The sequence below is a fragment of the Polaromonas sp. genome (assembly GCF_030682935.1).
Classification (GTDB): domain Bacteria; phylum Pseudomonadota; class Gammaproteobacteria; order Burkholderiales; family Burkholderiaceae_C; genus Polaromonas.
In genome coordinates this window covers 1-22,487 of the sequence record NZ_JAUXNA010000019.1, presented here as the reverse complement: position 1 = coordinate 22,487, position 22,487 = coordinate 1, and the positions used below count along the sequence as shown (strand labels likewise).

Annotated in this window: 25 protein-coding genes and 2 pseudogenes; 16 read left to right on the top strand and 11 right to left on the bottom strand. The window is 59.9% G+C overall.

Annotated features, from left to right (window positions below):
• Positions 1–38: 38 nt before the first annotated feature.
• Together Q8K05_RS00830 and Q8K05_RS00825 are read right to left on the bottom strand one after the other, a co-directional pair.
• A pseudogene (locus Q8K05_RS00830) lies at positions 39–245 on the bottom strand (arsenate reductase ArsC); the annotation flags it as partial.
• A gap of 98 nt (positions 246–343) precedes the next feature.
• A complete protein-coding gene (locus tag Q8K05_RS00825) occupies positions 344–670 on the bottom strand; it encodes a helix-turn-helix transcriptional regulator (RefSeq protein WP_305244659.1) in 327 nt (108 codons plus the stop codon).
• 114 nt (positions 671–784) lie between these two features.
• Here Q8K05_RS00825 and arsC point away from each other — a divergent pair, with 114 nt between their 5' ends.
• The 3 genes from arsC to Q8K05_RS00810 all read left to right on the top strand — a co-directional run bounded on the left by arsC (position 785) and on the right by Q8K05_RS00810 (position 2,357).
• Entirely contained in the window at positions 785–1,216 is a 432-nt protein-coding gene (arsC, locus tag Q8K05_RS00820) for an arsenate reductase (glutaredoxin) (RefSeq protein WP_305244656.1), read from the top strand.
• Positions 1,203–1,934: an arsenical resistance protein ArsH gene (gene arsH / locus Q8K05_RS00815; RefSeq protein ID WP_305244655.1), complete on the top strand. Its 732-nt coding sequence runs from the start codon at positions 1,203–1,205 to the stop codon at positions 1,932–1,934. The genes arsC and arsH overlap by 14 nt, the downstream gene beginning before the upstream one ends.
• Before the next feature lie 132 nt (positions 1,935–2,066).
• The gene (locus Q8K05_RS00810) at positions 2,067–2,357 is read left to right on the top strand and encodes a hypothetical protein (RefSeq protein ID WP_305244654.1); all 291 of its coding nucleotides are present in this window, start codon (positions 2,067–2,069) and stop codon (positions 2,355–2,357) included.
• A gap of 94 nt (positions 2,358–2,451) precedes the next feature.
• On the opposite strand, the gene Q8K05_RS00805 is transcribed toward Q8K05_RS00810, so the two are convergent.
• Complete coding sequence (locus tag Q8K05_RS00805) at positions 2,452–2,949, bottom strand: DsrE family protein (protein ID WP_305244653.1); 498 nt, start codon at positions 2,947–2,949, stop codon at positions 2,452–2,454.
• Positions 2,950–3,135: 186 nt separating this feature from the next.
• Here Q8K05_RS00805 and Q8K05_RS00800 point away from each other — a divergent pair, with 186 nt between their 5' ends.
• The 5 genes from Q8K05_RS00800 to Q8K05_RS00780 are packed head-to-tail and all read left to right on the top strand — an operon-like array spanning position 3,136 to position 8,577.
• Complete coding sequence (locus tag Q8K05_RS00800) at positions 3,136–3,987, top strand: GNAT family N-acetyltransferase (protein ID WP_305244652.1); 852 nt, start codon at positions 3,136–3,138, stop codon at positions 3,985–3,987.
• Positions 3,987–4,868, top strand: a complete 882-nt coding sequence (locus tag Q8K05_RS00795) for a UDP-2,3-diacylglucosamine diphosphatase (protein ID WP_305244658.1) — start codon at positions 3,987–3,989, stop codon at positions 4,866–4,868. The genes Q8K05_RS00800 and Q8K05_RS00795 overlap by 1 nt, the downstream gene beginning before the upstream one ends.
• Positions 4,865–5,968, top strand: a complete 1,104-nt coding sequence (locus Q8K05_RS00790; RefSeq protein ID WP_305244651.1) for a glycosyltransferase family 1 protein — start codon at positions 4,865–4,867, stop codon at positions 5,966–5,968. Before Q8K05_RS00795 ends, Q8K05_RS00790 begins: the two co-directional genes overlap by 4 nt.
• Positions 5,969–6,009: 41 nt before the next feature.
• Positions 6,010–8,094, top strand: a complete 2,085-nt coding sequence (ppk1, locus tag Q8K05_RS00785) for a polyphosphate kinase 1 (protein ID WP_305244650.1) — start codon at positions 6,010–6,012, stop codon at positions 8,092–8,094.
• 9 nt (positions 8,095–8,103) lie between these two features.
• A complete protein-coding gene (locus Q8K05_RS00780) occupies positions 8,104–8,577 on the top strand; it encodes a histidine phosphatase family protein (protein WP_305244649.1) in 474 nt (157 codons plus the stop codon).
• A 7-nt stretch (positions 8,578–8,584) separates the two neighbouring features.
• Here Q8K05_RS00780 and Q8K05_RS00775 read toward each other — a convergent pair whose 3' ends face one another.
• Entirely contained in the window at positions 8,585–8,851 is a 267-nt protein-coding gene (locus Q8K05_RS00775; RefSeq protein WP_370868747.1) for a hypothetical protein, read from the bottom strand.
• 1 nt (position 8,852) lies between these two features.
• Here Q8K05_RS00775 and Q8K05_RS18835 point away from each other — a divergent pair, with 1 nt between their 5' ends.
• A complete protein-coding gene (locus Q8K05_RS18835; RefSeq protein ID WP_370868746.1) occupies positions 8,853–9,179 on the top strand; it encodes a hypothetical protein in 327 nt (108 codons plus the stop codon).
• A 47-nt stretch (positions 9,180–9,226) separates the two neighbouring features.
• Here the strand turns inward: Q8K05_RS18835 and ppx are convergent, their stop codons facing one another.
• Positions 9,227–10,726: an exopolyphosphatase gene (gene ppx / locus Q8K05_RS00770; RefSeq protein WP_305244648.1), complete on the bottom strand. Its 1,500-nt coding sequence runs from the start codon at positions 10,724–10,726 to the stop codon at positions 9,227–9,229.
• 21 nt (positions 10,727–10,747) lie between these two features.
• A complete protein-coding gene (locus tag Q8K05_RS00765; RefSeq protein WP_305244647.1) occupies positions 10,748–11,017 on the bottom strand; it encodes a transposase in 270 nt (89 codons plus the stop codon).
• Between the two features lie 414 nt (positions 11,018–11,431).
• On the opposite strand from Q8K05_RS00765, the gene pstS reads away from it, so the two are divergent.
• The 7 genes from pstS to phoR all read left to right on the top strand — a co-directional run bounded on the left by pstS (position 11,432) and on the right by phoR (position 18,101).
• Positions 11,432–12,463 carry a phosphate ABC transporter substrate-binding protein PstS gene (pstS, locus tag Q8K05_RS00760; RefSeq protein WP_305244646.1) on the top strand — a complete coding sequence of 344 codons (1,032 nt, stop codon included), beginning with the start codon at positions 11,432–11,434 and terminating at the stop codon, positions 12,461–12,463.
• A 110-nt stretch (positions 12,464–12,573) separates the two neighbouring features.
• Positions 12,574–13,554, top strand: coding sequence for a phosphate ABC transporter permease subunit PstC (pstC, locus tag Q8K05_RS00755; protein WP_305244645.1), 981 nt, complete (start codon positions 12,574–12,576; stop codon positions 13,552–13,554).
• 45 nt (positions 13,555–13,599) lie between these two features.
• A complete protein-coding gene (gene pstA / locus Q8K05_RS00750; RefSeq protein WP_305244644.1) occupies positions 13,600–14,454 on the top strand; it encodes a phosphate ABC transporter permease PstA in 855 nt (284 codons plus the stop codon).
• Positions 14,455–14,508: 54 nt separating this feature from the next.
• Positions 14,509–15,315, top strand: coding sequence for a phosphate ABC transporter ATP-binding protein PstB (pstB, locus tag Q8K05_RS00745; RefSeq protein WP_305244643.1), 807 nt, complete (start codon positions 14,509–14,511; stop codon positions 15,313–15,315).
• Positions 15,316–15,317: 2 nt separating this feature from the next.
• Complete coding sequence (phoU, locus tag Q8K05_RS00740) at positions 15,318–16,019, top strand: phosphate signaling complex protein PhoU (protein ID WP_305244642.1); 702 nt, start codon at positions 15,318–15,320, stop codon at positions 16,017–16,019.
• A gap of 17 nt (positions 16,020–16,036) precedes the next feature.
• On the top strand, positions 16,037–16,735 hold the full coding sequence (phoB, locus tag Q8K05_RS00735; RefSeq protein ID WP_305244641.1) for a phosphate regulon transcriptional regulator PhoB: 699 nt from the start codon (positions 16,037–16,039) through the stop codon (positions 16,733–16,735).
• A gap of 25 nt (positions 16,736–16,760) precedes the next feature.
• Entirely contained in the window at positions 16,761–18,101 is a 1,341-nt protein-coding gene (gene phoR, locus Q8K05_RS00730) for a phosphate regulon sensor histidine kinase PhoR (protein ID WP_305244640.1), read from the top strand.
• A 39-nt stretch (positions 18,102–18,140) separates the two neighbouring features.
• Here the strand turns inward: phoR and Q8K05_RS00725 are convergent, their stop codons facing one another.
• The 5 genes and pseudogenes from Q8K05_RS00725 to rho all read right to left on the bottom strand — a co-directional run.
• Complete coding sequence (locus Q8K05_RS00725; protein ID WP_305244639.1) at positions 18,141–19,058, bottom strand: carbon-nitrogen hydrolase family protein; 918 nt, start codon at positions 19,056–19,058, stop codon at positions 18,141–18,143.
• Positions 19,055–19,729, bottom strand: a complete 675-nt coding sequence (locus tag Q8K05_RS00720) for a GNAT family N-acetyltransferase (protein ID WP_305244638.1) — start codon at positions 19,727–19,729, stop codon at positions 19,055–19,057. The genes Q8K05_RS00725 and Q8K05_RS00720 overlap by 4 nt, the downstream gene beginning before the upstream one ends.
• Before the next feature lie 139 nt (positions 19,730–19,868).
• On the bottom strand, positions 19,869–21,599 hold the full coding sequence (locus Q8K05_RS00715; protein ID WP_305244637.1) for a hypothetical protein: 1,731 nt from the start codon (positions 21,597–21,599) through the stop codon (positions 19,869–19,871).
• Positions 21,600–21,748: 149 nt separating this feature from the next.
• Positions 21,749–22,048, bottom strand: a complete 300-nt coding sequence (locus Q8K05_RS00710) for a type B 50S ribosomal protein L31 (RefSeq protein WP_305244636.1) — start codon at positions 22,046–22,048, stop codon at positions 21,749–21,751.
• 139 nt (positions 22,049–22,187) lie between these two features.
• Positions 22,188–22,487 (bottom strand): annotated as a pseudogene (rho, locus tag Q8K05_RS00705) (transcription termination factor Rho); the annotation flags it as partial.

The following is a 22,487-nucleotide window of genomic DNA, read 5'->3' as shown; positions in this document are numbered from 1 at the left end:
TGCGGTGCGCCGGGCTGGCCGAACTCGTCCCAGCTTTAGCTGCGCAGGCCTTCGGTCGAAATGCATGCTTGCTGCAGCGCCTGCAGGCCCAGCGGATTGGGTTGCTGGTTCTCGCGGGGGCTGCTGCCTGCCGAGAAAGCCTTGAAACGACCTTTGCCGATATGGTTGAGCACGGCTTCCGCCAGGATGCTGCGGGCCGAATTGTGGGTACACAAAAATAAAACGTGGAGCGGGCGTTCAGACATGATGGTGAATTGGGTAGTGAAAATGAAATTTTGCTATCGAGTTAATAGCGGATTAAGCCCGTGGGTATTGGGCTGAAGGCCTAAATTCCACTGAATTCTCAGCAATCGAGGCAAACCGCTTGCGCACTGGTGCTGCAGGCCTGGCCTTCACAGCAGTGCTCGGTCAGGTAGGCTAAAAGCGCGTTCATGTGCCCGATGTCCGCGCGGTAAATCAGGTTGCGGCCGCGCGCCTCACTGCTGACCAGCCCGGAATGGGCCAGCTCTTTGAGGTGAAATGACAGCGCACTGGGCGCCACGCCCAGTTGCTCGGCCATGACGCCCGGCGTTAGCCCGGTGGGCCCGGCCACCACCAGCGCGCGGAAAACGCGCAGGCGCTGGGCTTGGGCCAGCGCCGCGAGCGCTTTGACGGCAGCGGTCTCATCCAGTGAAGTCAAGGCATCAGTTTGGGATATCGTTTCCATTGTTCAAATATAATTGAATTATTGAAGCGATGCAATCTTCCCTGTCATGTAAACGTTTTCACCAGGAGCCCCAAGCGAATGTCCAACATCACGATTTATCACAACCCACAATGCGGCACCTCGCGCAATGTGCTGGCGCTGATCCAGAACACCGGCACCGAGCCCGAGGTGATTGAATACCTGCACACGCCGCCCACGCGGGAAAAGCTGGTGGCGTTGATCGCCCAGATGGGGGTGCCCGTCAGAGCGTTGATCCGCCATAAAGAATCGCTGTATGGCGAACGCCAGCTGGACGACCCTGCGCTGAGCGACGACGCGCTGATAGACGCGATGCTGGCCCATCCCGTGTTGATCAACCGGCCGATCGTGGTGACTCCGCTGGGTACGCGTTTGTGCCGTCCCTCGGAGGCGGTGCTCGACATCCTGCCCTTGCCGCAGCGCGGCGAATTCACCAAGGAAGACGGCGAGCCGGTCATCAACGAGCAGGGAGAACGCGTTGCCGGACGTTAAACCACTTTCTGCGGATCTTCCGAATATTGACGCGGCGCTTTTTGCTGCGCCCACAGCGGGCCGGTTGCACGCCGCGACACCCAGCACGCACGCGCCGCGCATCTTGCTGCTCTACGGCTCGGTGCGCGAGCGCTCTTACAGCCGGCTCGTCAGCGAAGAAGCGGCCCGGGTGCTGCAAGCCATGGGCGCCGAAACCAAAACCTTTGATCCGCGCGGTTTGCCCTTGCCCGACGACGCGCCCGACACGCATCCCCAAGTGCAGCAACTGCGGCAACTGGCGCAATGGGCCGAGGGCATGGTCTGGTGTTCGCCCGAGCGCCACGGTGCCATGACCGGCATCATGAAGTCGCAGATCGACTGGATTCCGCTGGCCGACGGCGCGGTGCGCCCGACCCAGGGCAAAACGCTGGCCGTCATGCAGGTTTCGGGTGGCTCGCAGTCGTTCAACGCTGTCAACCAGCTGCGCGTGCTGGGCCGCTGGATGCGCATGCTGACCATTCCCAATCAGTCCTCGGTTGCCAAGGCCTTTCTGGAGTTTGACGAGGCCGGGCGCATGAAGCCGTCGGCCTATTACGACCGTGTGGTCGATGTGATGGAGGAACTCGTCAAGTTCACCTTGCTCACGCGCGATGCTTCATCCTATCTGGTGGAGCGCTACAGCGAACGCAAGGAAAGCGCCGAGGCACTGTCCAGGCGCGTGAACCAGCGCGCGCTGTAGCTGGCGCGCCAGCATTTCTTCCAGGCCGTGCGCTCGCTCACCGTTTCAAGCCCGCTCGTGCCGGCGGGCACTGTCACACAAGTGCCATTGAAGTGACATGAGCGCGTCACCTTCGGCTTTCACAATTCCCGCATGACCAGCACCATGGAGCACGCGATGGGAATGAATTTGAACCCGGCCAATGAGCAGGCCAAGCAGGGATCGGGCGTCAGCCAGGCCTTCAGCGCTGCCAGTCACGACCTCGACACGCAGCGTCTGCGCATCCTGCGCTGCACGGCAAAGGCCATGGCCAGCACTCCGGGGGGCTTGCGTTTCACGGCCGGCACCCGACCCTGGCTGGACGGGCTCGCGGGCGGGCGGCCTGCTTTGTCTGCAGCCTCCAGCCAACGCGGCAACCCGGTTTCGCAGGCCGCTGGTGATTGAGCGTCAAAGCCCCTTTTCTGGGGCTTTTTTACAGCGCATCGACACCCCCTCTGAGCGCCGGCGAGCCCGGGGCGTCAGGCCTCCTGCCGCAGGGCTACCAGGCCAGGTAGGCGTAACCCTGTTCCTGAAGTTCCATGAGGGAAGCTGCGCCAACTTCCTCCACCGTGGCGAAGTCCACCATGTCGTCCGGTGTCCAGCCGAGGGAGTGCATGGTGTTTCCGCAGGCGATGAATTTGATGTCATACGACTGCGCCATGCTGCGCACGCGCTGCTGATGCAGGCGCGACACCGGTCGCTTGGGGACTTTAGCCAGCAGATGAATGCCGGGGCCCCAGACCACAACGGTGATGCTGATGTCGTCGACATACTTTTTCAGCAGGGCGCTGATGGAGTTGAAGATCGCCTCCCGATACGCCTCGTCAGCCTGGTTGAGCTGATAGACGATCCTGTGCGGCGTGCCGCTGTCCCGCGTGCTGGCTTGCTTCGGGTTTTGCGCACGGACTGGGGCGGCGCCAGCGGCAGCGGCAACGGCAACGCCTGCCAGCAGGCGGCGGCGGGGCAGAGGCAACGATGAAGAATGCAGTGTTTTCATATCCCCTAGCGTACCTGACACCCCGGTTTTCTGACCGCGACACCCGAAGACGCACGCTGTTGTCGTTCGAAGGCCGGGTAAGTCAACGTGGGGCGCTTTGCAGCAGGCGTCGATAAGGCTGTTGAGCCGATGGTGTGACGCCGGATTTTTTGAGAACCCAGCAAACAAGCCAACAAGGAGTTAGCCATGAAAGAACTACCCAATCCCACCTTTGCATTGTCGCCCGTCGCAATGCCACGGGGGTCACTTCATCAAAGCCGTCATGCTGTCGGTCCAGCCGCTATTCAAAGGCCTGCAATGGGGAAAATCGCCGTCAGCTGGGCCCGGCACCAGGACGAGGTCCGGCAAGCGCAGCGGCTGAGGTATCAGGTGTTTGCGCTGGAAATGGGCGCCACATTGCCCAAAACCCTGCCCGGCCACGATGTGGATCTGTTTGACGACTATTGCGAGCATCTGCTGGTGCGCGACGTGGCCAGCCAGGAGGTGATTGGCACCTACCGGGTGCTGACGCCCACCCAGGCCACGCGCGTGGGCAGCACCTACAGCGACATCGAGTTCGACCTGACGCGGCTGCGCAGCTTGCGTGCGCGCATGGTGGAACTGGGTCGCAGCTGCGTGCACGCCGACCACCGGCACGGCGGCGTGATTCTGGCGCTGTGGGGTGCGCTGGCCGAATTCATGGCGCGCAATCAGCTCGACACCATGATCGGCTGCGCCAGCATTCCCATGCAGCACAACGGCGTGTCCAACGGCCATGCCGCCGCCAGCATCTGGCGCCAGGTCAGGCAAACGCACCTGGCCGCCATCGAATACCACGTGACGCCGCGCCTGGCCTTGCCGGTGGAGCTGCTGGACGATTCGCTGGACGTGGAGCCGCCCGCCTTGATCAAGGGCTACCTGCGCCTGGGCGCCAAGGTGCTGGGCGCGCCCGCGTGGGACCCGGATTTCAATTCAGCCGATCTGCCCATGATGATGCGCATTGCCGATTTGCCGCCGCGCTACCTCAAGCATTTTTCCGGCAACGCCGCGCAGGCATGATGCGAACCCTGTTTGACGGCCTGGGGGGCTTGGGGCGTGGTGGTGGTGGCTATGCGCCGGATCCCGGCGATGATGCGCAGGACAATGACACCCCATCAGTTCACCAGCGCTTTCGCACCATCTTTATTTCCGACCTGCACCTGGGCACGCCGGGCTGTCAGGCGGCCGCGCTGCTGGATTTTTTGAAAGCCCACCCCAGCGACACGCTGTATCTGGTCGGCGACATCGTGGACGGCTGGCAGTTGCGCCGCAAGTGGTTCTGGCCGCAGTCGCACAACGACGTGGTGCAAAAGCTGCTGCGGCGCGCCCGCAAAGGCTGCCGCATCATTTATGTCCCCGGCAACCATGATGAGTTTGCGCGTGAATTTATTGGCCACCAGTTCGGCGGCATCGAAGTGGCAAGCGAAGCCGTTCATACCACCGCCGACGGCCGCCAGTTGTGGATCATTCACGGCGACTATTTCGATGCGGTGGTGCAGTGCGCCAAATGGCTCGCCTATGTGGGCGACAACCTCTATGAGTTCACGCTCAAGCTCAACCGCCACCTCAACAGCCTGCGCGCCCGCATGGGCTTGCCTTACTGGTCGCTGTCGGCTTACCTGAAGCACAAGGTCAAGAGCGCGCTCAGTTATGTCACCGACTTCGAAGTGGCGGTGGCCCACGAAGCGCGCCGCCGTGGTCACCAGGGCGTGGTGTGCGGCCATATTCACCGCGCCGAAATGCGCGACATCCAGGGCGTTCTGTATTGCAATGACGGCGACTGGGTCGAGAGCCGCAGCGCACTGGTAGAGCACTTTGACGGGACGCTGGAGTTGCTGCACTGGGCACCCTCCGCGCATCAGCCAGGCCGCAGCCATGCCGCGGGGGCGGTAAGCGCATGAAAATCGCCCTGATCACCGATGCCTGGCAGCCCCAGGTCAATGGCGTTGTCACCACGCTGGTGGAGCTGGTGCGTGAGCTGGCGCAGGGCGGGCACCAGGTAGAGGTGATTCATCCCGGCCAGTTCACGACCCGGCCCTGCCCGGGTTATGCCGGAATTGATCTGGCGGTGCGACCCAGGCGCGGCCTGTCCGCGAGGCTGGATGCTTTTCAGCCCGAAGCCATTCATATCGCGACCGAAGGTCCGCTGGGCTGGGCCGCGCGCAGTTACTGCCTCAAGCGCGGTTTGGCTTTTACGACAGCCTTTCACACCAGGTTTCCCGAGATCCTGAAGGCGGCGCTCAAGGTGCCCTTGTCATGGGGCTACGCGCTGTTTCGCCACTTTCACAAAGCCTCTTCGGGCGTGATGGTTCCCACCGACGGCGTGCTGCGCATGCTGGAGCGACGGGGGTTTCGCAATCTGCGCAGCTGGACGCACGGCGTGGATACCGCGCTGTTTGCATTCCAGGCCCAGCCGTGCCTGCATGCGCCCATGGGGTCGCTGGTGCGCCCGGTCTCGTTGTTTGTGGGGCGAGTGTCTTACGAGAAGAACATAGAGGCCTTTTTACAGCTCGACATTCCCGGTACCAAGGTGGTTTGCGGGGTCGGACCGCTGGAGGCATCGCTCAGGGAACGCTACAGTCAGGTTCGCTGGATGGGCGTGCTGCCAAGAAGCGAGCTGGCCAGGGTCTATGCTGCTGCCGATGTGTTTGTGTTCCCCAGCAGGTCGGAAACCTTTGGCCTGGTGATGCTCGAAGCCATGGCGACCGGCACGCCCGTGGCCGCTTACCCGGTGGATGGCCCGCTGGAAGTACTGGGAAAACCCGACGGAACTTGTCACGGCGGCGTCATGCACGCCGACTTGCAGCGGGCCTGCTACAGCGCGCTGGCCGTGCCGCGCCACGAGGCCCGTTTGCGTGCCCTGGACTTCACGTGGGCGCGGTCCGCCCAACTGTTTGAACGTTACCTGGTGGCTACACAAAAAATCAACGATTGCCAGCCCCGCCATGCGGGTGCAACATCTGTCAACGGCGCTGTCACACCGGTGTCATCAAACCCGTAGAAACTACGCTTACCTTTGACCATAAAAAATAATGCCTGTTAATGCCCAATTTGCCCGCCCCGGTGGCCGCCACCGCGCCCTCTGTAGAGTTTTTGGACCGCGACCGCAGCATTCTTGCTTTCAATGAGCGGGTGCTGGACTGGGCCAGGCGTCCGGAGGTGCCGCTGCTTGAGCGCCTGCGGTTTCTGTGCATTGTGTCGTCCAACCTGGATGAGTTCTTTGAGGTCCGGGCGGCATCCCACCTGACGGCAGCGCAAAGCAATGAGCAAAAGGGGCCTTATACCGCCGAGACCTTCAAGGCGGTTTCAGCGGCTGCGCACGACATGGTGGCGCGCCAGTATTCGCTCTACAACGATGAATTGTTGCCGGCTTTTGAACGGCGCGGTATCCGTATCGTTTCGCACGGGGAGCGCGATGCGGCGCAGCGGCGCTGGGTCAAATCCTATTTCGAAAGGGAAGTGCGGCCCTTGCTGGTTCCGGTCGGGCTGGACCCATCTCACCCGTTTCCGCAGGTGGCCAACAAGTCGCTGAACTTCATTGTCCGGCTCGGTGGCCACGACGCGTTTGGGCGCCAGAACGAAATTGCCATTGTCAAGGTTCCGCGGGTATTGCCGCGCTTTATCCATATGCCGAGCCGTGGCGGCAACAAGGGCACGCTGTTTGTGTCGCTGTCCAGCGTCATTCGCGCCCACCTGGCCGAGCTGTTTCTGGGCCGGGATGTCGGGCAGTTTTCCCAGTTTCGCGTCACGCGGCACTCCGATCTGGCGGTGGATGAAGACGATGTGAAAAACCTGCGCACTGCTTTGCGCCAAGGCCTGGAGCAGCGTCACTACGGCCAGGCGGTCCGCCTGGAGGTGTCGGCGGGCTGCTCGGAATACCTGTCAGCTTTTTTGCTCAAACAGTTCAACTTGCCGGCGCTGGCGCTATACCGCGTGCATGGTCCGGTCAACCTGGTGCGGCTGACGCAGCTGGTGGATCTGGTCAATGACCCCAAGCTGCTTTTTCCGCGCTACAACGCCTGCTACCCCACGCAACTGCAGCCCGGACAGTCTTTTTTTGAGCGGCTCAAATGCGGTGATGTGTCGATTCATCAGCCGTTTGAAAGTTTTGACGGTGTGCTGGCCTTTCTGCGGGAGGCCGTCCATGACCCGCAGGTGCTGGCAATCAAGCAAACCATTTACCGCACGGGGGCGGATTCGGCGCTCATGGTGCTGCTCCGCGAAGCGGTCCGGCGGGGCAAGGAAGTCACGGTGGTGGTGGAGCTGAAGGCGCGTTTTGACGAAGAAGCCAATATCAACTGGGCAGAAATGCTGGAGTCGATTGGCGCTCAGGTGGTGTATGGCGTGGTGGGCCTGAAGACCCACGCCAAAATGCTGCTGGCAACGCGGCGGGAAGGCAAGCAGCTCAAGCGCTATGCCCACTTGTCGACCGGCAACTACAACCCCGGCACGGCGCGCCTGTACACCGACGTGAGCTACCTGACGGCCGACCCGCTGCTGACCGCGGACATTGACAACGTGTTTGTGCACCTGGCCAGTCAAAGCCGTCTGCCCAGGATGCATCACCTGCTGCTCGCGCCATTTCAGTTGCAGCGCAAACTGGTGGAAAAAATTAATGCATTGGGCGATGCCGCCCTGCTGGGCAAAGACACGCGCATTGTGGCCAAGATGAATGCGCTGACCGACGAAGCGCTGATGCTGGCTTTGATCAGGGCGGGGCAATGCGGCGTCAAAATTGACCTGATTGTGCGCGGCGCCTGCATGCTGCCGGCCCAAGTGCCTGGCGTGACCGACAACATCCGGGTGCGCTCGGTGATTGGCCGTTTTCTGGAGCATTCGCGGGTGTTTTATTTCCGCTGCGCTGAGGAGGAAACACTGTATCTCTCCAGCGCGGACTGGATGAACCGCAACATGCTGCGCCGGGTTGAGTTGGCCTGGCCCGTGACCGACCCCGCCATTCGCCAGCGCATTATTGATGAGTGCCTGGTCGCCTACCTGCACGACGGGGTGGATGCCTGGGACTTGCAGGCGGATGGCAGCTATGCGCGCGTGAATCCGTCAGATCCGGCCCAGCGCCATGGCGCGCAAGCGGCGCTGATGGCCCGCTACACGGCATCCCCCCACTGAGGAACACTTATGGACTTGATTTTGTGGCGTCATGCAGAGGCCGAAGAGGGGCCCGAAGGCGATCCGCCGGGAAGCGGTGATCTTGAGCGCGCACTCACGTCACGCGGAGAAAAGCAGGCCTTTCGGATGGCCAGTTGGCTGGACCGGCAGTTGCCCGAAGGTACGCGCATTATGGTGAGCCCGGCGCGGCGCTGTGAGCAAACGGCGCTGGCGCTGGGGCGCAAGTACAAGGTTCGTACCGAACTCGCACCCGGTGCCGCGCCCGCGCAGTTGCTGGAATTGGTGCAATGGCCCCTGAGCAAATCACCGATCCTGGTGATAGGGCACCAACCCACGCTGGGGCAAACCATTGCACAGTTGCTCGGGCTGCAAGAAACCGACTGTCCTGTCAAGAAAGGCGCGCTCTGGTGGCTGCGCAGCCGCGACCGTGACGGCCGTAGTCAGACCGTCGTCGTTACCGTGCAGTCGCCCGAAGTGCTTTAAGCCGCACTTACTTTTTCAGCGTGGGCCGGCCGGTCTTGATGGTAGGCACCTGCGCCAGTGCCGTCAGGAATGCCGCATCGGACAGGGCGGCCAGGGTCTTGATGGCGGCGCGCAACAATTCGCTTTTCTTGGCGGGGCGCGTCAGTTTGGCGGCGCGCTGCTTGAGGTCGTCGAGCACCAGGTATTCAGTTTTCGGAATGGTGAAGCTGTCGCGTACCAGTTTGGGCTTTTTGGTTTTTTGGGGGAGGGCGACTTTCTCGGATTTCGCCGGCACAATGGCTTTGGCAAGGGGGGCCTTTGCGGACGCTTTTTTTACCACGGCTTTTTTAACAACGGCTTTTTTCGCTGCCGCCGTTTTGATAACGGCCTTGCCCGCAGGGGCTTTGACGGCGGGCAGTTTTGCCAGCGCTGCTTTTGGTTTTGCGGGCGCTTCAGGTTTGGCGCTTGCAAGCGCCGGTGCCGGTTCTGTCGGCATGACCTGTGCCGCTGCAGTGGCCAGCTCTGGTACGGTCGCGGGTATTTTTTTTGCGATGGCCATCGGGCGGTCTTTCTGGATAAATGGTGAAAATAAACGGTTTATACGGTTTATACAGTTTATATGATTTATAGAAAAAGCCCAAGCCGCCCGCGCGCAACCCGGCGCTATTTTCTACAATCCGGAAACGATCAGCTTCCACGGTGTTTTTTGCCATGCCAGCGCTTCTTCCTGCAGCAAGTACGCCGATTGCGGAAAGGCTTCGGCCCAGCCTGGCCTGCAGTTCAGCACAAAAATTCGACCAGGCTCGGCGTCCGTTTCAAGCTGCAAGCCCTGGAGGTCCGGCTCGCGCCGGGCGTGGCACAAAATGACCGCCAGGCGCAGGCACAGCAGTTGCTGAAGGAACGCGCGGTCTTCAAAGTCGGCCTCCAGCTTGCGCAGTTTGCCGCGATGGCCCAGTACCAGCAGGCTCAGCCGGTGCAGTTCCGACTGCGCAAAGCCGGGCGCGTCGGCATTATCCAGAATGTAGGCGCCATGCTTGTGGTAGTCGCTGTGTGAAATCTGGCTGCCAATTTCATGGAGTTGCGCGGCCCATTCGAGCTTGCGCTGCAAGCGTTCCGGCTCGGCCGCGGGCATGTCCGGGCGAGCCATCTGGAACAGGTGCAGGGAGACCTTGCTGACCCGCTGCGCCTGCTCGGTATCCGCATTGAATTTGCTGGCCAGACGCTGCACCGTCGTGGAGCGCAAATCGGTCACATCCTGTTCGCGGTCCAGCAGGTCATACAGCACGCCGTGGCGCAAGGCGCCTTGCGCCGCCTGCATCTGCTCAATGCCCAGTAAATCAAACACGGCCCGCAGCACACTGACACCGCCGCCGATCACCGCGCGCCTGTCATCCTTCATGCCTTCGAGTTTCAGGCGTTCGCCGCTTTGCGCCTTGAGCAGGCGATCGAGCAGCCAGTTCAGGCCTTCTCGGGAGACCGCCCCGGGCGGCCATCCGGCAGCGGCCAGTACATCGCTCACGGCGCCTATGGTGCCGGATGAACCATAGGCCACATCCCAGTCGCTTGAGCGGTAGGCATTGAGCGCTTCGTCGAGGACAGCTTTGGCGGCAATTTCAGCGGTTTCAAAGGCGCGCGGGCTGAACTGCCCGTCGGGAAAATACTTCATCGACCACGCCACACTGCCCACGCGGTAGGACTCCATGGTGCGCGCTTCGAGGCCCTGGCCCAGGATCATTTCGGTCGAGCGCCCGCCGATGTCGATCACCAGCCGCCGTTCGCTTGACTGGGGCAGCATGTGGGCCACACCCTGGTAGATCAGGCGGGCTTCTTCGCGGCCTGAAATGACATCTATTGGAAATCCAAGGATGGTGTGGGCCTGTGCCAAAAACTCGTCGCGGTTGTGTGCTTCGCGCAGGGTCTGGGTTGCCACGGCCCTGACTTCTGTTGCTTTGAAACCCGCCAGCCGCTCGCCAAAGCGGGCCAGGCAGTCCCAGCCGCGCTGCATGGCTTCGGCCGTCAGGTTGCGGTCGGCGTCGAGTCCGTTGCCCTGGCGCACGGTTTCCTTGAGGTATTCGGTGCGGTGGATTTGCCGGTGATCAAGGCGACCTATTTCCAGGCGAAAGCTGTTGGATCCTAAATCCACAGCGGCGAGGCGGGTTCCGTTTTGCATTTTTGAGTATCTTTCTCTGCCTCATCGGTAAACTTTCTTGCCGAATTCGGGCTCAGGAAGCTTGCCAAGTACGTGATATAGCGCAATTTCCGTGATTCTGAAGGTCCGGTAACCATAGGATTTTCTCACGGTCACTTTGACAGTGTTGTTCAAACCCTCGACGATGCCACAGGAGAACTGCTTTTCCGCACGAAAGTAGTTCAGGATCAGTTCGCGGTGGGTGCGTAATCTCTTGGCGACTTTCTTCATGGACTTGACGGGGCAGCGCGCATGAAGAATTAATTGCCACAAAAGTTCTCGATAGCATCCAAATCTTTTTTACCCAAACAAGGCAGGTCAAGGTAGCTCTTGAGGATGTCGCCGTTGGCAACCCCAGTGCGAACCGGAAAAGCCGGACCAATCCGGGCGTTAATAGGGGTTCGCCTGAAATAGTTACCACCGAATGCCAAGCCGGCGTGGGGGGGGCGAGGTCGTAAAAAGTCTTTTTATAATGAAATTGGCAATGTTCAGTTTTACTTTTGGTGATGAGTTGTATGTGTTAGCTAAGTTGTTGATTTAAAAAGAAAAATAAATAAAATTCAACTACGAAGTCGCAGATTTATGGGCGTTTTTGTCACGAACCCGTCATTAACTTGTCACAAACTTGTCACATGGAACCTCTAAAGTTCGGGTTGTTAACTTGTTTATCCAACCGTAAGGAGCCTCATGAACGACAAACGCATTTTTCTCAAGACTTTGGCAGTAGCCGCTTTCGCCACCCTTGGCATGGGCTCTGCCATGGCTGCCGACATCACCGGCGCAGGCGCTACGTTCCCATTCCCGATCTACGCCAAATGGGCTGAGGCCTACAAGAAAGACACCGGTATCGGCCTGAACTACCAGTCGATTGGTTCCTCAGGTGGCATTCGCCAGATCCGCGCCAAGACCGTAGTATTTGGTGCCTCCGACGCGCCGGTGCCAGGCGCCGAACTCGATCGGGATGGCATGGTGCAGTTTCCCGCCATCATTGGCGGCACTGTGCCCGTGCTTAACCTGGACGGTTTCAAGCCTGGCGAACTGCGCGTGACCGGCCCTGTGCTGGCTGAAATATTTATGGGCAAGATCGACAAGTGGAACGATCCCAAGCTGTCGGCCCTGAACCCCGGCAAGACCTTGCCCAACCAGAACATCACCATCGTGCACCGCGCGGACGGTTCGGGCACCACATACAACTGGACCGACTACCTGACGGCCATTAGTAAAGACTGGGCTGGCACGGTAGGTAAGGGCGCCGCTGTGAAGTGGCCTGCCGCGTCATCCGTTGGGGGCAAGGGTAACGAAGGCGTGGCCGCCAACGTAAACCGCATCAAGGGCGCACTGGGTTATGTGGAATACGCTTACGTGAAGAAAAACAACATGAACTTCCTGCAGTTGCAAAACGCTGAAGGCAAGTACGTGAGCCCAGACGACAAGGCCTTTGCCGCTGCCGCTGCGGGTGCCGACTGGTTCAGCGTTCCGGGCATGGGGATTTCCATGGTGAACGCCAAGGGTGTCGACAGCTGGCCTGTCAGCACGGCTTCCTTCATCCTCATGTACAAGGATCCGGTTGACAAGGCCCAGTCCGCCGAAGTGCTGAAGTTTTTTGACTGGGCTTTCAAAAACGGCAAGGGCATGGCCAGTGAACTCGACTACGTGCCGCTGCCCGATACACTAACGGCCCAGATCCGTTCGAAAGTTTGGACGCAGATCGCGAAGTAATTCGGGACAGCTTCAAAAGCGTCCGTCGGCTGGCTTGTGCTGGGCGGCGGACGCTAGCATGTGGTGAGTAGCCCGAAGAGGAATCATTATTTATGAGTGTGGGAACAACCATGAGTTCACAGCCGGTGTTTGTCGAAACCAGTCATCCCAATATGGAGGCGATTGCTGGTCGGCAGCGGATCCAGGACATCTTTTTTCATCGGGTTACGCAAGGATTTTCCCTGCTGGTTCTGGTGGCCCTGATGGGCATCATCGTCTCGCTTTTCATCAATGCCTGGCCCACGTTCCAGAAGTTCGGCTTCAATTTCATCTGGCGCGTTGAGTGGGACATCATCAACGAAGAATTCGGTGCGGCGATTGCGATTGTTGGCACGCTGGCCAGCGCAGGCATTGCCCTGTTGATTGCGGTGCCGCTGGCATTTGGTATTGCCCTGTTTCTGACCGAAACCTGTCCCGTCTGGCTGCGTCGCCCGCTGGGTACGGCGGTTGAACTGCTGGCGGCGGTACCTTCCATTATTTACGGCATGTTCGGTTTGTTTGTGTTTGCGCCGCTGTTTGCTGACTACTTTCAGGTGCCGGTGCAGAACCTGCTCGGATCCATGCCGTTGGTCGGCTTCCTGTTTGGCGGCAGCACCAACGGTTTCGGCATTTTGGCGGCGGGCATTGTGCTCGCCTTCATGGTGCTACCCTTTGTGGCGGCGGTGATGCGCGATGTGTTTGAGATCGTGCCGCCCATCCTCCGCGAATCGGCTTACGCGCTGGGCTGCACCACCTGGGAGGTAGTGCGCCGGGTGGTGCTGCCTTACACCCAAAAAGGGGTTATCGGCGGCATCATGCTGGGCTTGGGCCGCGCCTTGGGTGAGACCATGGCTGTGACCTTTGTGATCGGCAATGCCAACCGCATGCCGACCTCGCTGTTTTCGCCGGGTACATCGATCGCCTCGGTGCTGGCAAACGAGTTCGGCGAGGCTGCTGACTTTCACCTTTCGACCTTGTTTGCGCTCGGATTTTTACTTTTCACGATCACCTTTATTGTGTTGTCGGTCGCTAAGATCATGCTGCTGCGGGCCGAGAAGGCCAAGGGCTTCTAAGCCCGTCTGGTACAGCCAAGAACCTATTTACGACCGGAACATCTCATGGAATTTAACCAGCAACTCTACAAAAGTCGCAAGCGATCCAACGCCATAGGCTTGGCCCTGTCCATGAGCGCCATGGTGTTGGGTCTGTTCGTCCTGCTCTGGATCCTGAGCGTGTTGTTCACCAAAGGCTTTGCCGCGCTGGACTGGAACATGTTCACGCAGTCCACGCCGGCACCCGGTACCGAAGGCGGCGGTCTGGCCAACGCCATCGTGGGCAGCCTGATGATGGTCGGCTTTTCTGTGCTGGTGTCTACCCCCATCGGCGTCTTTGCCGGTGTGTATTTGGCGGAATACGGCGACGAGAGCAAGACGGCGGAACTGACCCGCTTCGTAACCGACATCATGCTCTCGGCACCCTCCATCGTGCTGGGTCTGTTCGTTTACGCCATCGCGGTGGCCACGGTAGGCAATTTTTCCGGCTGGGCCGGTAGTCTGGCGCTATCGCTAATTGCCGTACCGGTGGTGGTTCGCACCACCGAAAACATGCTGCGTCTGGTGCCTGGCAGTTTGCGCGAAGCGGCTTTTGCCTTGGGCGCACCGCGCTGGAAGGTGGCCACGATGGTGACGCTGCGCGCGGCCCGTTCGGGCGTATTGACCGGCCTGCTGCTGGCGGTGGCCCGTATCAGCGGTGAAACCGCACCTCTGCTGTTCACCGCGTTGAATAACCAGTTTTTCAGCACCAACATGAGTGCGCCTATGTCCAATCTGCCGGTCGTGATTTTCCAGTTCGCCATGAGCCCGTACGATAACTGGGTCCGGCTGGCTTGGGGCGGTGCGCTGCTCATCACAATTTCGGTGCTGGTGCTCAACGTGGTGGCACGCGTCTTCTTGCGGGAAAAGAGATCGGGCTAAGCCGCCGCATCCCCACCTCCAACCATCGACGCTTTCTAAAATCTGGAATTGATCATGCCCAACACAGCCATAGGCACAGCCCCAGCTGCAGCCCAAGTACCCGAAACAAAAAATGCGCTCGAACTGCGTAATCTGAACTTCTTTTACGGCAAGTTTCAGGGCCTCAAAGACGTCAACATGAACATCGAAGAACGCAAAGTCACGGCGTTCATCGGGCCCTCGGGCTGCGGAAAATCTACCCTGTTGCGCACCCTCAACCGCATGTACAGTTTGTACCCCGGCCATCGAGCCGAAGGCCAGATCAATTTTTATGGCGAGAACATCCTCGACGCCAAGCAGGACATCAACTTGCTTCGGGCGCGCATCGGCATGGTGTTTCAGAAACCCACGCCATTTCCCATGTCGATCTACGACAACATCGCCTTTGGCGTGAAGCTCTACGAAAACCTCAACAAGAGCGACATGGATGACCGTGTGGAGTGGACGCTGTCCAAGGCGGCACTGTGGAACGAAGTGAAAGACAAGCTCAATCAGAGCGGTCTGTCGCTATCGGGCGGACAACAACAGCGCCTTTGCATTGCGCGCAGTGTGGCGGTGAAACCCTCGGTGCTGCTGCTGGACGAGCCCACCTCTGCGCTAGACCCGATCTCCACCGGTAAGGTGGAAGAGTTGGTGCATGAACTCAAGCATGACTACACGATTGCCATCGTCACCCACAACATGCAGCAGGCGGCGCGCTGTAGCGACTACACCGCCTATATGTATCTGGGCGAACTTATCGAATTTGGTGCGACCGATCAGATATTCCTCAAGCCGAAGCGCCAGGAAACCGAAGATTACATTACAGGAAGGTTTGGTTGATCATGAGTGACAAGCATCTATCCAGTCAGTTTGACAGTGAACTGACCAACGTTTCAACCCGCGTCATGGAAATGGGCGGCTTGGTTGAGTCCCAGATTCGGACCGCCGTGTATGCGCTCGCGCAGTTCAGCGTGGAGGCCTCAAATGAAGTGACTGAAAATGAGCCGCGTGTCAATGCCATGGAAGTGGACATTGACAAAGAGCTGTCCTCCATCATTGCGCGCCGCCAGCCAACAGCGCGCGACCTACGTTTGCTGATTGCCATTTCAAAAACCACTGCAAATCTTGAACGGGCCGGCGACGAGGCAGAAAAAATTGCACGCATGGTCAGGTCCATCATCAGCAGCGGAGCCGCTCGCAACCTGCCGTCATCCGAGCTGGGCATTGCCGCCGACCTGGCATCGGGTTTGTTGCGCAAGGCACTGGATGCTTTTGCCCGGCTGGACATCAATACCGCCGTTTCCATCCTGAAAGAGGATGACGCGATCGATAAGGAGTTCGATGGCTTCGTGCGAAAGCTGATCACCTACATGATGGAAGATCCGCGCACCATTTCGTCAAGCCTGGACCTGCTGTTTGTGGCCAAGGCGATTGAGCGGATCGGCGACCATGCCAAGAACATCGCCGAGTTCATCATTTATGTGGTCAAGGGTGCCGATGTGCGTCACACCTCCATGGAGTCGATTGAATCCGTAGTCCGCTGATCCCGGGTTGATTTTGTATGAAGAAATTACCCCGTGTTTTGGTGGTGGAAGACGAGCCGGCGATTGCGGAACTCGTGGCGGTGAATCTAAGGCACAACGGTTTCCAGCCTATTTGGGCTGCAGACGGTGACAGCGCGCAACGCGAACTGGACGCCGTGTTGCCCGATGTCATTCTTCTCGACTGGATGCTGCCGGGCCAAAGTGGTCTGCAGCTCGCCAAGAAATGGCGTGCCAGCGCGCGCACCAAGGCCATCCCTATCCTGATGATTACAGCCAGAGGCGATGAGCCTGACAAGGTGGCAGGACTGGATGCTGGTGCTGATGACTACATCACCAAGCCGTTTTCTACCCAGGAATTGTTGGCCCGCATTCGTGCGGTACTGCGTCGGCGCGCCCCCGAATCGGTGAACGACAGCGTCACGTTGGGTGCGCTGGTGCTGGATGCGGCCACCCACCGCATTACCTACCAGAACCAGGAGCTCAAATTAGGCCCGACAGAGTTCAAGCTGCTTCATTACCTGATGAAGCATGCGGAGCGCGTTCACAGCCGCAGCCAGTTGCTGGACAAGGTCTGGGGCGACCATGTTTTCATTGAGGAGCGTACCGTGGATGTTCACGTGAAGCGTTTGCGTGAGGCACTGGGGCCTGCAGGCGCGCTGGTGGAAACCGTCCGCGGCGCAGGTTATCGTCTGACGGCGAATGGCCAGGTCCGCTGATGACGGTTAACTTGGTACGTTGCGCATGACCTGGCGCCTTTTCCGTTTTTTCCTGTTCCAGTTAGCGGGCGCTTTTTTGGGCCGGCTGTTGTTGCCTGGCGGCGATTCCAGGCAGGGTATCATTTTGGGTCTCGTGGCGGCGAGCACGCTATGGGTATTGATTGACCTGCAGCGCGTAGGCCGGCTCTTGCTGTGGCTGAAACGTGGCGAGACGTCCACGCCCGCCAAAGTGGACGGGCTCTGGGGCGAGGTGGCTGATCGGGTTCGGCGGCTGGTGAAGGCGCGTGAAGTCAAAGCCGCAGACAGCGAAACCCGCTTGCAGGAGTTCTTGGCGGCTATTCAAGCGTCTCCCAATGGTGTTGTTTTGCTGGATGGCCAGAACCGCATCGAGTGGTGCAACGAAACTGCGTCCGAGCACTTCGCCTTCGATCCGAAGCGCGATGTCATGCAGCACCTCGCCAATCTGTTGCGTGATCCGCTCTTTGCAAGCTATTTGGCGGGCGACGATTACGGGCGTGAAATTGTCATGATGGGTCCGCGCAGTACGGCCAGCAGACCTGTCAGGCTGGCGGTGCATTTGCATCGGTATGGCGAGGGCCGCAAGCTGTTGCTGTCGCGTGACGTCACGGCGCTGGAGCAGGCCGAAGCCATGCGGCGCGACTTCGTGGCCAATGTTTCTCACGAAATTCGCACACCCTTGACCGTGCTCACGGGCTTTGTGGAAACGCTGCAGACGCTGCCGCTCAATGAAGAGGAGCGCGGTCGCTACCTTGGACTGATGGCCCAGCAGGCGGGCCGCATGCAGACGCTGGTGAATGATTTGCTGACGCTGTCACGGCTGGAAGGCAGTCCGCCGCCTGGCGGGAACGAATGGGTGCCCGTGCAGCCTCTTATGGCCGCGTGTGAGCAGGAAGGGCGCGCCTTGTCGGCGCTCCTGACATCCCAGCACGGAAAAAAGCATTTGTTGCAGGTGTTCGACGCGGCTGATTACGAGCTTGCCGGGTCGCGCAGCGAGTTGTTGAGCGCCATGTCCAACCTGCTGAACAATGCCGTCCGCTACACCCCTGCGGGCGGCAGCATCGAGGTCAAATGGCATGTATTACCCGACGGACGCGCAGAGTTTTCGGTCAGGGATTCCGGGCCGGGCATTGCACCGGAGCATATTTCTCGCCTGACCGAGCGCTTTTACCGGGTAGACCGCAGCCGTTCCCGCGAGACGGGCGGAACGGGTCTGGGGCTGGCCATCGTCAAGCACGTCGCTCAGCGCCATGGTGCCGAGTTGCACATTGAGAGCCGGCCGGGCCATGGCTCGTGCTTTTCAATCATCTTTCCGGCAGCACGCGTTCGCCGACTCGCCGCCCGTTGATTGTTCTGGGCGCTGGCTTGGCGCGGCTGCCAGTCGGCTTCACACCGTGGGCACGATCTCCACATCGTTGTTGTAGACATCAACGCGCTTGTCATACAGGGGGATCGTGGTGCCTGTGACGCGGTTCATGACCAGCTTGCCAAGGTCCACGTCGGCAATCACGATCTGTTCCATGTTGGGAACGCCCTCGGCCGCGATGCCATCGCGTGCAAAGGGAAAGTCTGACGGGGTGATGATGGCTGCCTGGCCATAGTGCAGTCCCAGTCCCTCGACGGGCAGGTTCCCGACGGTTCCCGTCACGGCCACGTAGACCTGGTTTTCGATCGCCCTGGCATGGCAGCAGTAACGCACGCGCAAAAAACCCTGACGGTCGTCGGTGCACGACGGAACAAAGATGATGTCAGCCCCCATTTCGCAGACCTTGCGGCTGAGCTCGGGGAATTCGATGTCGTAGCAGATCAGTATCGCGATGCGGCCGTGGGGCGTGTCAAAAACCCGCAATTGGTCGCCCGCATCACCTTTCCATTTTTCTTTTTCCCAGCGTGTCAGGTGAATCTTGTCCTGGGTAAACACTTTGCCTTCGGGCGTGAACAGGTAGGCCGTGTTCAGGAGCTTGCCATCGCGTATGGTGGGATGACTGCCTCCCACCACGTGGACGTTCCACTGCGCCGCGAGTTCCTTGAACAGTTCGATGTAGCGGGCGGTGTAGTCATTCATGTTACGAACGGCCTGGCGCAGGTCACTGGTGTCCATGAATGAAAGCAGCTGGGTCGTGAAGATTTCCGGCAGCAGGACGAACTGGGGCTTGTAGTCGCCCGCAGCCTTCATCACGAAGCGCACCTGGTTTTCAAAGCCGCTCCAGTCGTGGATGGAGCGCAGCAGGTATTGCACCGCCGCGATGCGCACGTTGATGGGCTTGGGTTCGTGGACGTGGGGTGTTGGGGGGGCGGTTTTCATGTGGGTACTTCCTGTGCTGCGGTGCGCGCAAGTTGCAGCGCTGTGGGCCTTGAGGTGTCGTAGTCCGGGTTGATCCAGGCGATCAGCGAGGCGTTGCCTTGTGATTCATGGTCGTCTGCAATGTAGTTTTTCATGATTCCACAGTACCTGAATTCCTCGCGCAGCTGGAAGCTCAGCACCGGATCGGTAAGGTCCCCCCATAGCACCTTGCGCGCGTACAGCTCTACCGTCATCTCGTGCGCGAGCAGGTGGTAGCCTGGCAACCGCCCGCAGGCAATAATGCGGCGCAGGTTCAAGGCCTTGCACACGCGCCGTCTGGCTTCATACAGCGCATGGCCAACGCGCTTGCCGCGCAGCCTGGGCGAGACGAATACCTCCGCGCCGTACAGCGTGTAACCCGCCGGGTTATGGGTGTCGAAGGTTCCTGCCGCCGTGATCTGGTCCCAGGTGTGCTCGTCCGCCCACTCATCCCACAAAATAACCAGGGAGCTTGCGCAGCCCACGAGCTGGTCGCCGTAAAAGGCGACCAGCTGGCCTTCGGGAAACAACTCGATCTGGTGCACCACGCGGTCGCGATGCCAGGCCGCAATGTCGGGATAAACCTCCCGCTGCAGGCGCACCAGCGCGTCGATGTCCTCCAGCCGGGTATTGCGGATAGTTAGTTTTGGCATGAAGGGGATTGTTATGTTAATCGGCCGTCGGTGGTGTCAGACGGACGGCCGACTTACGCCTGGCTTGGCACTTTTAGCCTGCATGCCGGTTGACGGCCCCGAGTTCCGCCAAGAATGGCGCGGGTCGTTCAGTGCCAGGCTAGTTCCCAGGGCTCACCCGCTTGAACACCAGTACGTTTTCATTCTTGTCCGAAGGTCTGCGTACGGTAGCCTGAAACGCCCATTCCGGTAGATTCACCGTGTTGCTCAGGCTGGACTGGGCAGCAACATCCACCACCAGGTAAGGGCAGGCCGCCAGCGCAGTAGCCTGGCGCAATTCAAGCTGGCCGTGGTATTGCAAAGCGGCGGCCTGGGCGCTGCCCAGGCCGTAGATTTCGACACAAGCTTTTTTATCGACCAGACCTGCAACCTGGCGCGAAAGCGGCGCCAAACTGCGCGCATAGTCGAGCAGAGGCAGCCACAGCGTCATCAGCAGCAGCCAGCAAAGGGTGGCGCCGCCGGCCGGTAAGACCAGCGATTTCCAGATCGCCGCGCGTTGTGCTCCGGTTCGCCATTTGACGAGCCAGGACCATGCCAGGGTGGCCGCCAGCGCCGCCAAAAAAGCGAGCCATGAAAAGCTGGGCTCAAACCCGGGAGCCAGTTTGGCGACATTGGCGGCAGGTTGCCGGGGCACACCGGTTTGCATGGCAATCCAGACGACCCAGATGATGAAGGCGCAGCCGGTGAAAAAGAGCAGGGTGAACCAGTCGATCAGCGAGGCTACGCTGCGCTTGAGCGTAGGCAGGGCAAACGCCGCCAGCGCCGCCAGCGGCGGCAGGCTCAGCAGCAGGCTGCGATCCGATGCGGTGGTGGTCAGCGTGGCGGCCACGGCCATGCCTGAAAACCAGAGCGGGAGTGCCACGTGACGGCTCGCCAATTGCCTGCGCCAGCGCCACAGCGTCCACAAGGCAAGAGGCCATGCCGGCCAGGTAAACCACAGCAGCAAACGCCCCAGCCTGCGCCAGTCTTGCCAGGCCGACTGTTCGTCTGCGCCGGGCAAGTGGATTCGCCATCGCCACAGGTCCAGCTTGAAGGCCAGCAGCGAAACCAACAGGGTGATGCCGGTGATCAGTAACACCCAATGCCAGGACTGCTGTTTGCTGGCCACGTCAGCCCGGATGTTTCCCCATCGCATGTGGGTCCACTCCACCAGTGCACCGCCAGCGCCAAGCAGCAAGGCCAGCGTGGGTGCACCGCTCAGGGCGAGCCCGCCCAGGCCTGCGAGCAAGCCCAGTGCAGGGCCCAGAATTCTGGTAGCAGGTCGGAAGGGGCTGGCGGCCATGGCGTAAAAGGCCAGGGCCGTAAAGCCCAGTTGCGCCAGTGCCGGCGTGGTTTCGTGGGACAGCTGGGCCAGGCCCAGGCTGGCAATCAGCGCCAGCAGACCGGCATCGGCAATCGCCCGTGCATAGTCCACCGGGCTGGCCTCCCCGCCAAACGCAAAGGCGACAGGCTGGGCCTGCGGACTGCGGGCCAGGTAATACACCGCGTACCAGGTGGTGAGTAGCGTCAGTGCCAGGAGCATGACAAACGGAATGCGTACGGCCAGGGCCGGGTCCAGAAAGGGCAGTAATTGGATGGCGATGGCGCCAAGCCAGTAAGGGATCAGGGCTTCAAATCCGGTGGTCTGCCCCAACAGTTGGGGCTGCAGCCAGTTGGCGGCTGAAGCGGCCAGCTCGCGCATCACGCCAAACGCGGCGATATCCTCGTTTTTCCAGGGGCCGCGCCCCAAAAATCCCGGCAATACATAAGCTACGCCAAACAGCAGCAGCGCCAACCGTGGCAGGCGGCGCACGGCCGACTGGGCAATGAGAGCGGGGGAGGGTTTGTTCAAAACGTTTGCTTGATCAGGAAAGACGCTGTATCTGGTGAAGGGGGCGTTACGTCAGGCCGCCATCGCAACATGCAGCCAATTTTGCCGAAAAAAAAGCAGCCTGAAATTCAGGCTGCTTTTTGGCAGGCTGGCGAAAGAGTTTTCGCAGCTTACTGGGCCACTTCGGGAGCGGCTTCCGTTGCAGGAGCAGCTTCTTTGGCTGCGGTCTTGCCGAAACGGTTGCGGAAGCGTTCGACGCGGCCACCCATGTTGTCCACGGATTTTTGCGTGCCCGTGTAGAAGGGATGCGATTCGCTGGACGTATCGAGCTTGTACAGCGGCAATTCGCGGCCGTCTTCCATTTTCACCATTTCTTTGGTGTTGGCGCAGGAGCGGGTCACGAACTTGAAGTTGTTGGACATGTCCAGGAAACAAACTTCGCGGTAATTGGGGTGAATGCCTTCTTTCATGATCTTTCCTTTTTCATTGTTTTGGTAGCCACCCAGACCAGTTCCAGGCACTTTCCATGAAGCCCATGATTATGGCATCAAATCAGTGCGTTGCAGTTTTAGATGCAGTGCATGAAGTAAAGTGATCGGCAGGGGCTTTTTAGCCGCCGCGGCGCATCATGTCGAAGAATTCGTGGTTGTTTTTGGTTGCTTTCATGTTTTTCAGCATGAGCTCCATCGACTCGATTTCGTCCATGTTGTACATGAACTGGCGCAAGATGCGTGATTTCTGCAGGATTTCCGGCGCCAGCAGCAGCTCTTCCTTGCGGGTGCCGCTGCGGTTGAGGTTGATCGCCGGGAACACGCGCTTTTCATACAGGCGGCGGTCCAGGTGGATTTCGCAGTTGCCGGTGCCCTTGAATTCTTCAAAGATCACTTCGTCCATGCGGCTGCCGGTATC

Bases quoted from the DNA above. Each gene is read 5' to 3' on its own strand.
- arsC (WP_305244656.1), top strand. From the start codon at position 785: ATGTCCAACATCACGATTTATCACAACCCACAATGCGGCACCTCGCGC.
- Q8K05_RS00810 (WP_305244654.1), top strand. From the start codon at position 2,067: ATGACCAGCACCATGGAGCACGCGATGGGAATGAATTTGAACCCGGCC.
- Q8K05_RS00805 (WP_305244653.1), bottom strand. From the start codon at position 2,949: ATGAAAACACTGCATTCTTCATCGTTGCCTCTGCCCCGCCGCCGCCTG.
- Q8K05_RS00800 (WP_305244652.1), top strand. From the start codon at position 3,136: ATGAAAGAACTACCCAATCCCACCTTTGCATTGTCGCCCGTCGCAATG.
- Q8K05_RS00795 (WP_305244658.1), top strand. From the start codon at position 3,987: ATGCGAACCCTGTTTGACGGCCTGGGGGGCTTGGGGCGTGGTGGTGGT.
- Q8K05_RS00790 (WP_305244651.1), top strand. From the start codon at position 4,865: ATGAAAATCGCCCTGATCACCGATGCCTGGCAGCCCCAGGTCAATGGC.
- ppk1 (WP_305244650.1), top strand. From the start codon at position 6,010: ATGCCCAATTTGCCCGCCCCGGTGGCCGCCACCGCGCCCTCTGTAGAG.
- Q8K05_RS00780 (WP_305244649.1), top strand. From the start codon at position 8,104: ATGGACTTGATTTTGTGGCGTCATGCAGAGGCCGAAGAGGGGCCCGAA.
- Q8K05_RS18835 (WP_370868746.1), top strand. From the start codon at position 8,853: ATGGCTTTGGCAAGGGGGGCCTTTGCGGACGCTTTTTTTACCACGGCT.
- ppx (WP_305244648.1), bottom strand. From the start codon at position 10,726: ATGCAAAACGGAACCCGCCTCGCCGCTGTGGATTTAGGATCCAACAGC.
- pstS (WP_305244646.1), top strand. From the start codon at position 11,432: ATGAACGACAAACGCATTTTTCTCAAGACTTTGGCAGTAGCCGCTTTC.
- pstC (WP_305244645.1), top strand. From the start codon at position 12,574: ATGAGTTCACAGCCGGTGTTTGTCGAAACCAGTCATCCCAATATGGAG.
- pstA (WP_305244644.1), top strand. From the start codon at position 13,600: ATGGAATTTAACCAGCAACTCTACAAAAGTCGCAAGCGATCCAACGCC.
- pstB (WP_305244643.1), top strand. From the start codon at position 14,509: ATGCCCAACACAGCCATAGGCACAGCCCCAGCTGCAGCCCAAGTACCC.
- phoU (WP_305244642.1), top strand. From the start codon at position 15,318: ATGAGTGACAAGCATCTATCCAGTCAGTTTGACAGTGAACTGACCAAC.
- phoB (WP_305244641.1), top strand. From the start codon at position 16,037: ATGAAGAAATTACCCCGTGTTTTGGTGGTGGAAGACGAGCCGGCGATT.
- phoR (WP_305244640.1), top strand. From the start codon at position 16,761: ATGACCTGGCGCCTTTTCCGTTTTTTCCTGTTCCAGTTAGCGGGCGCT.
- Q8K05_RS00725 (WP_305244639.1), bottom strand. From the start codon at position 19,058: ATGAAAACCGCCCCCCCAACACCCCACGTCCACGAACCCAAGCCCATC.
- Q8K05_RS00720 (WP_305244638.1), bottom strand. From the start codon at position 19,729: ATGCCAAAACTAACTATCCGCAATACCCGGCTGGAGGACATCGACGCG.
- Q8K05_RS00710 (WP_305244636.1), bottom strand. From the start codon at position 22,048: ATGAAAGAAGGCATTCACCCCAATTACCGCGAAGTTTGTTTCCTGGAC.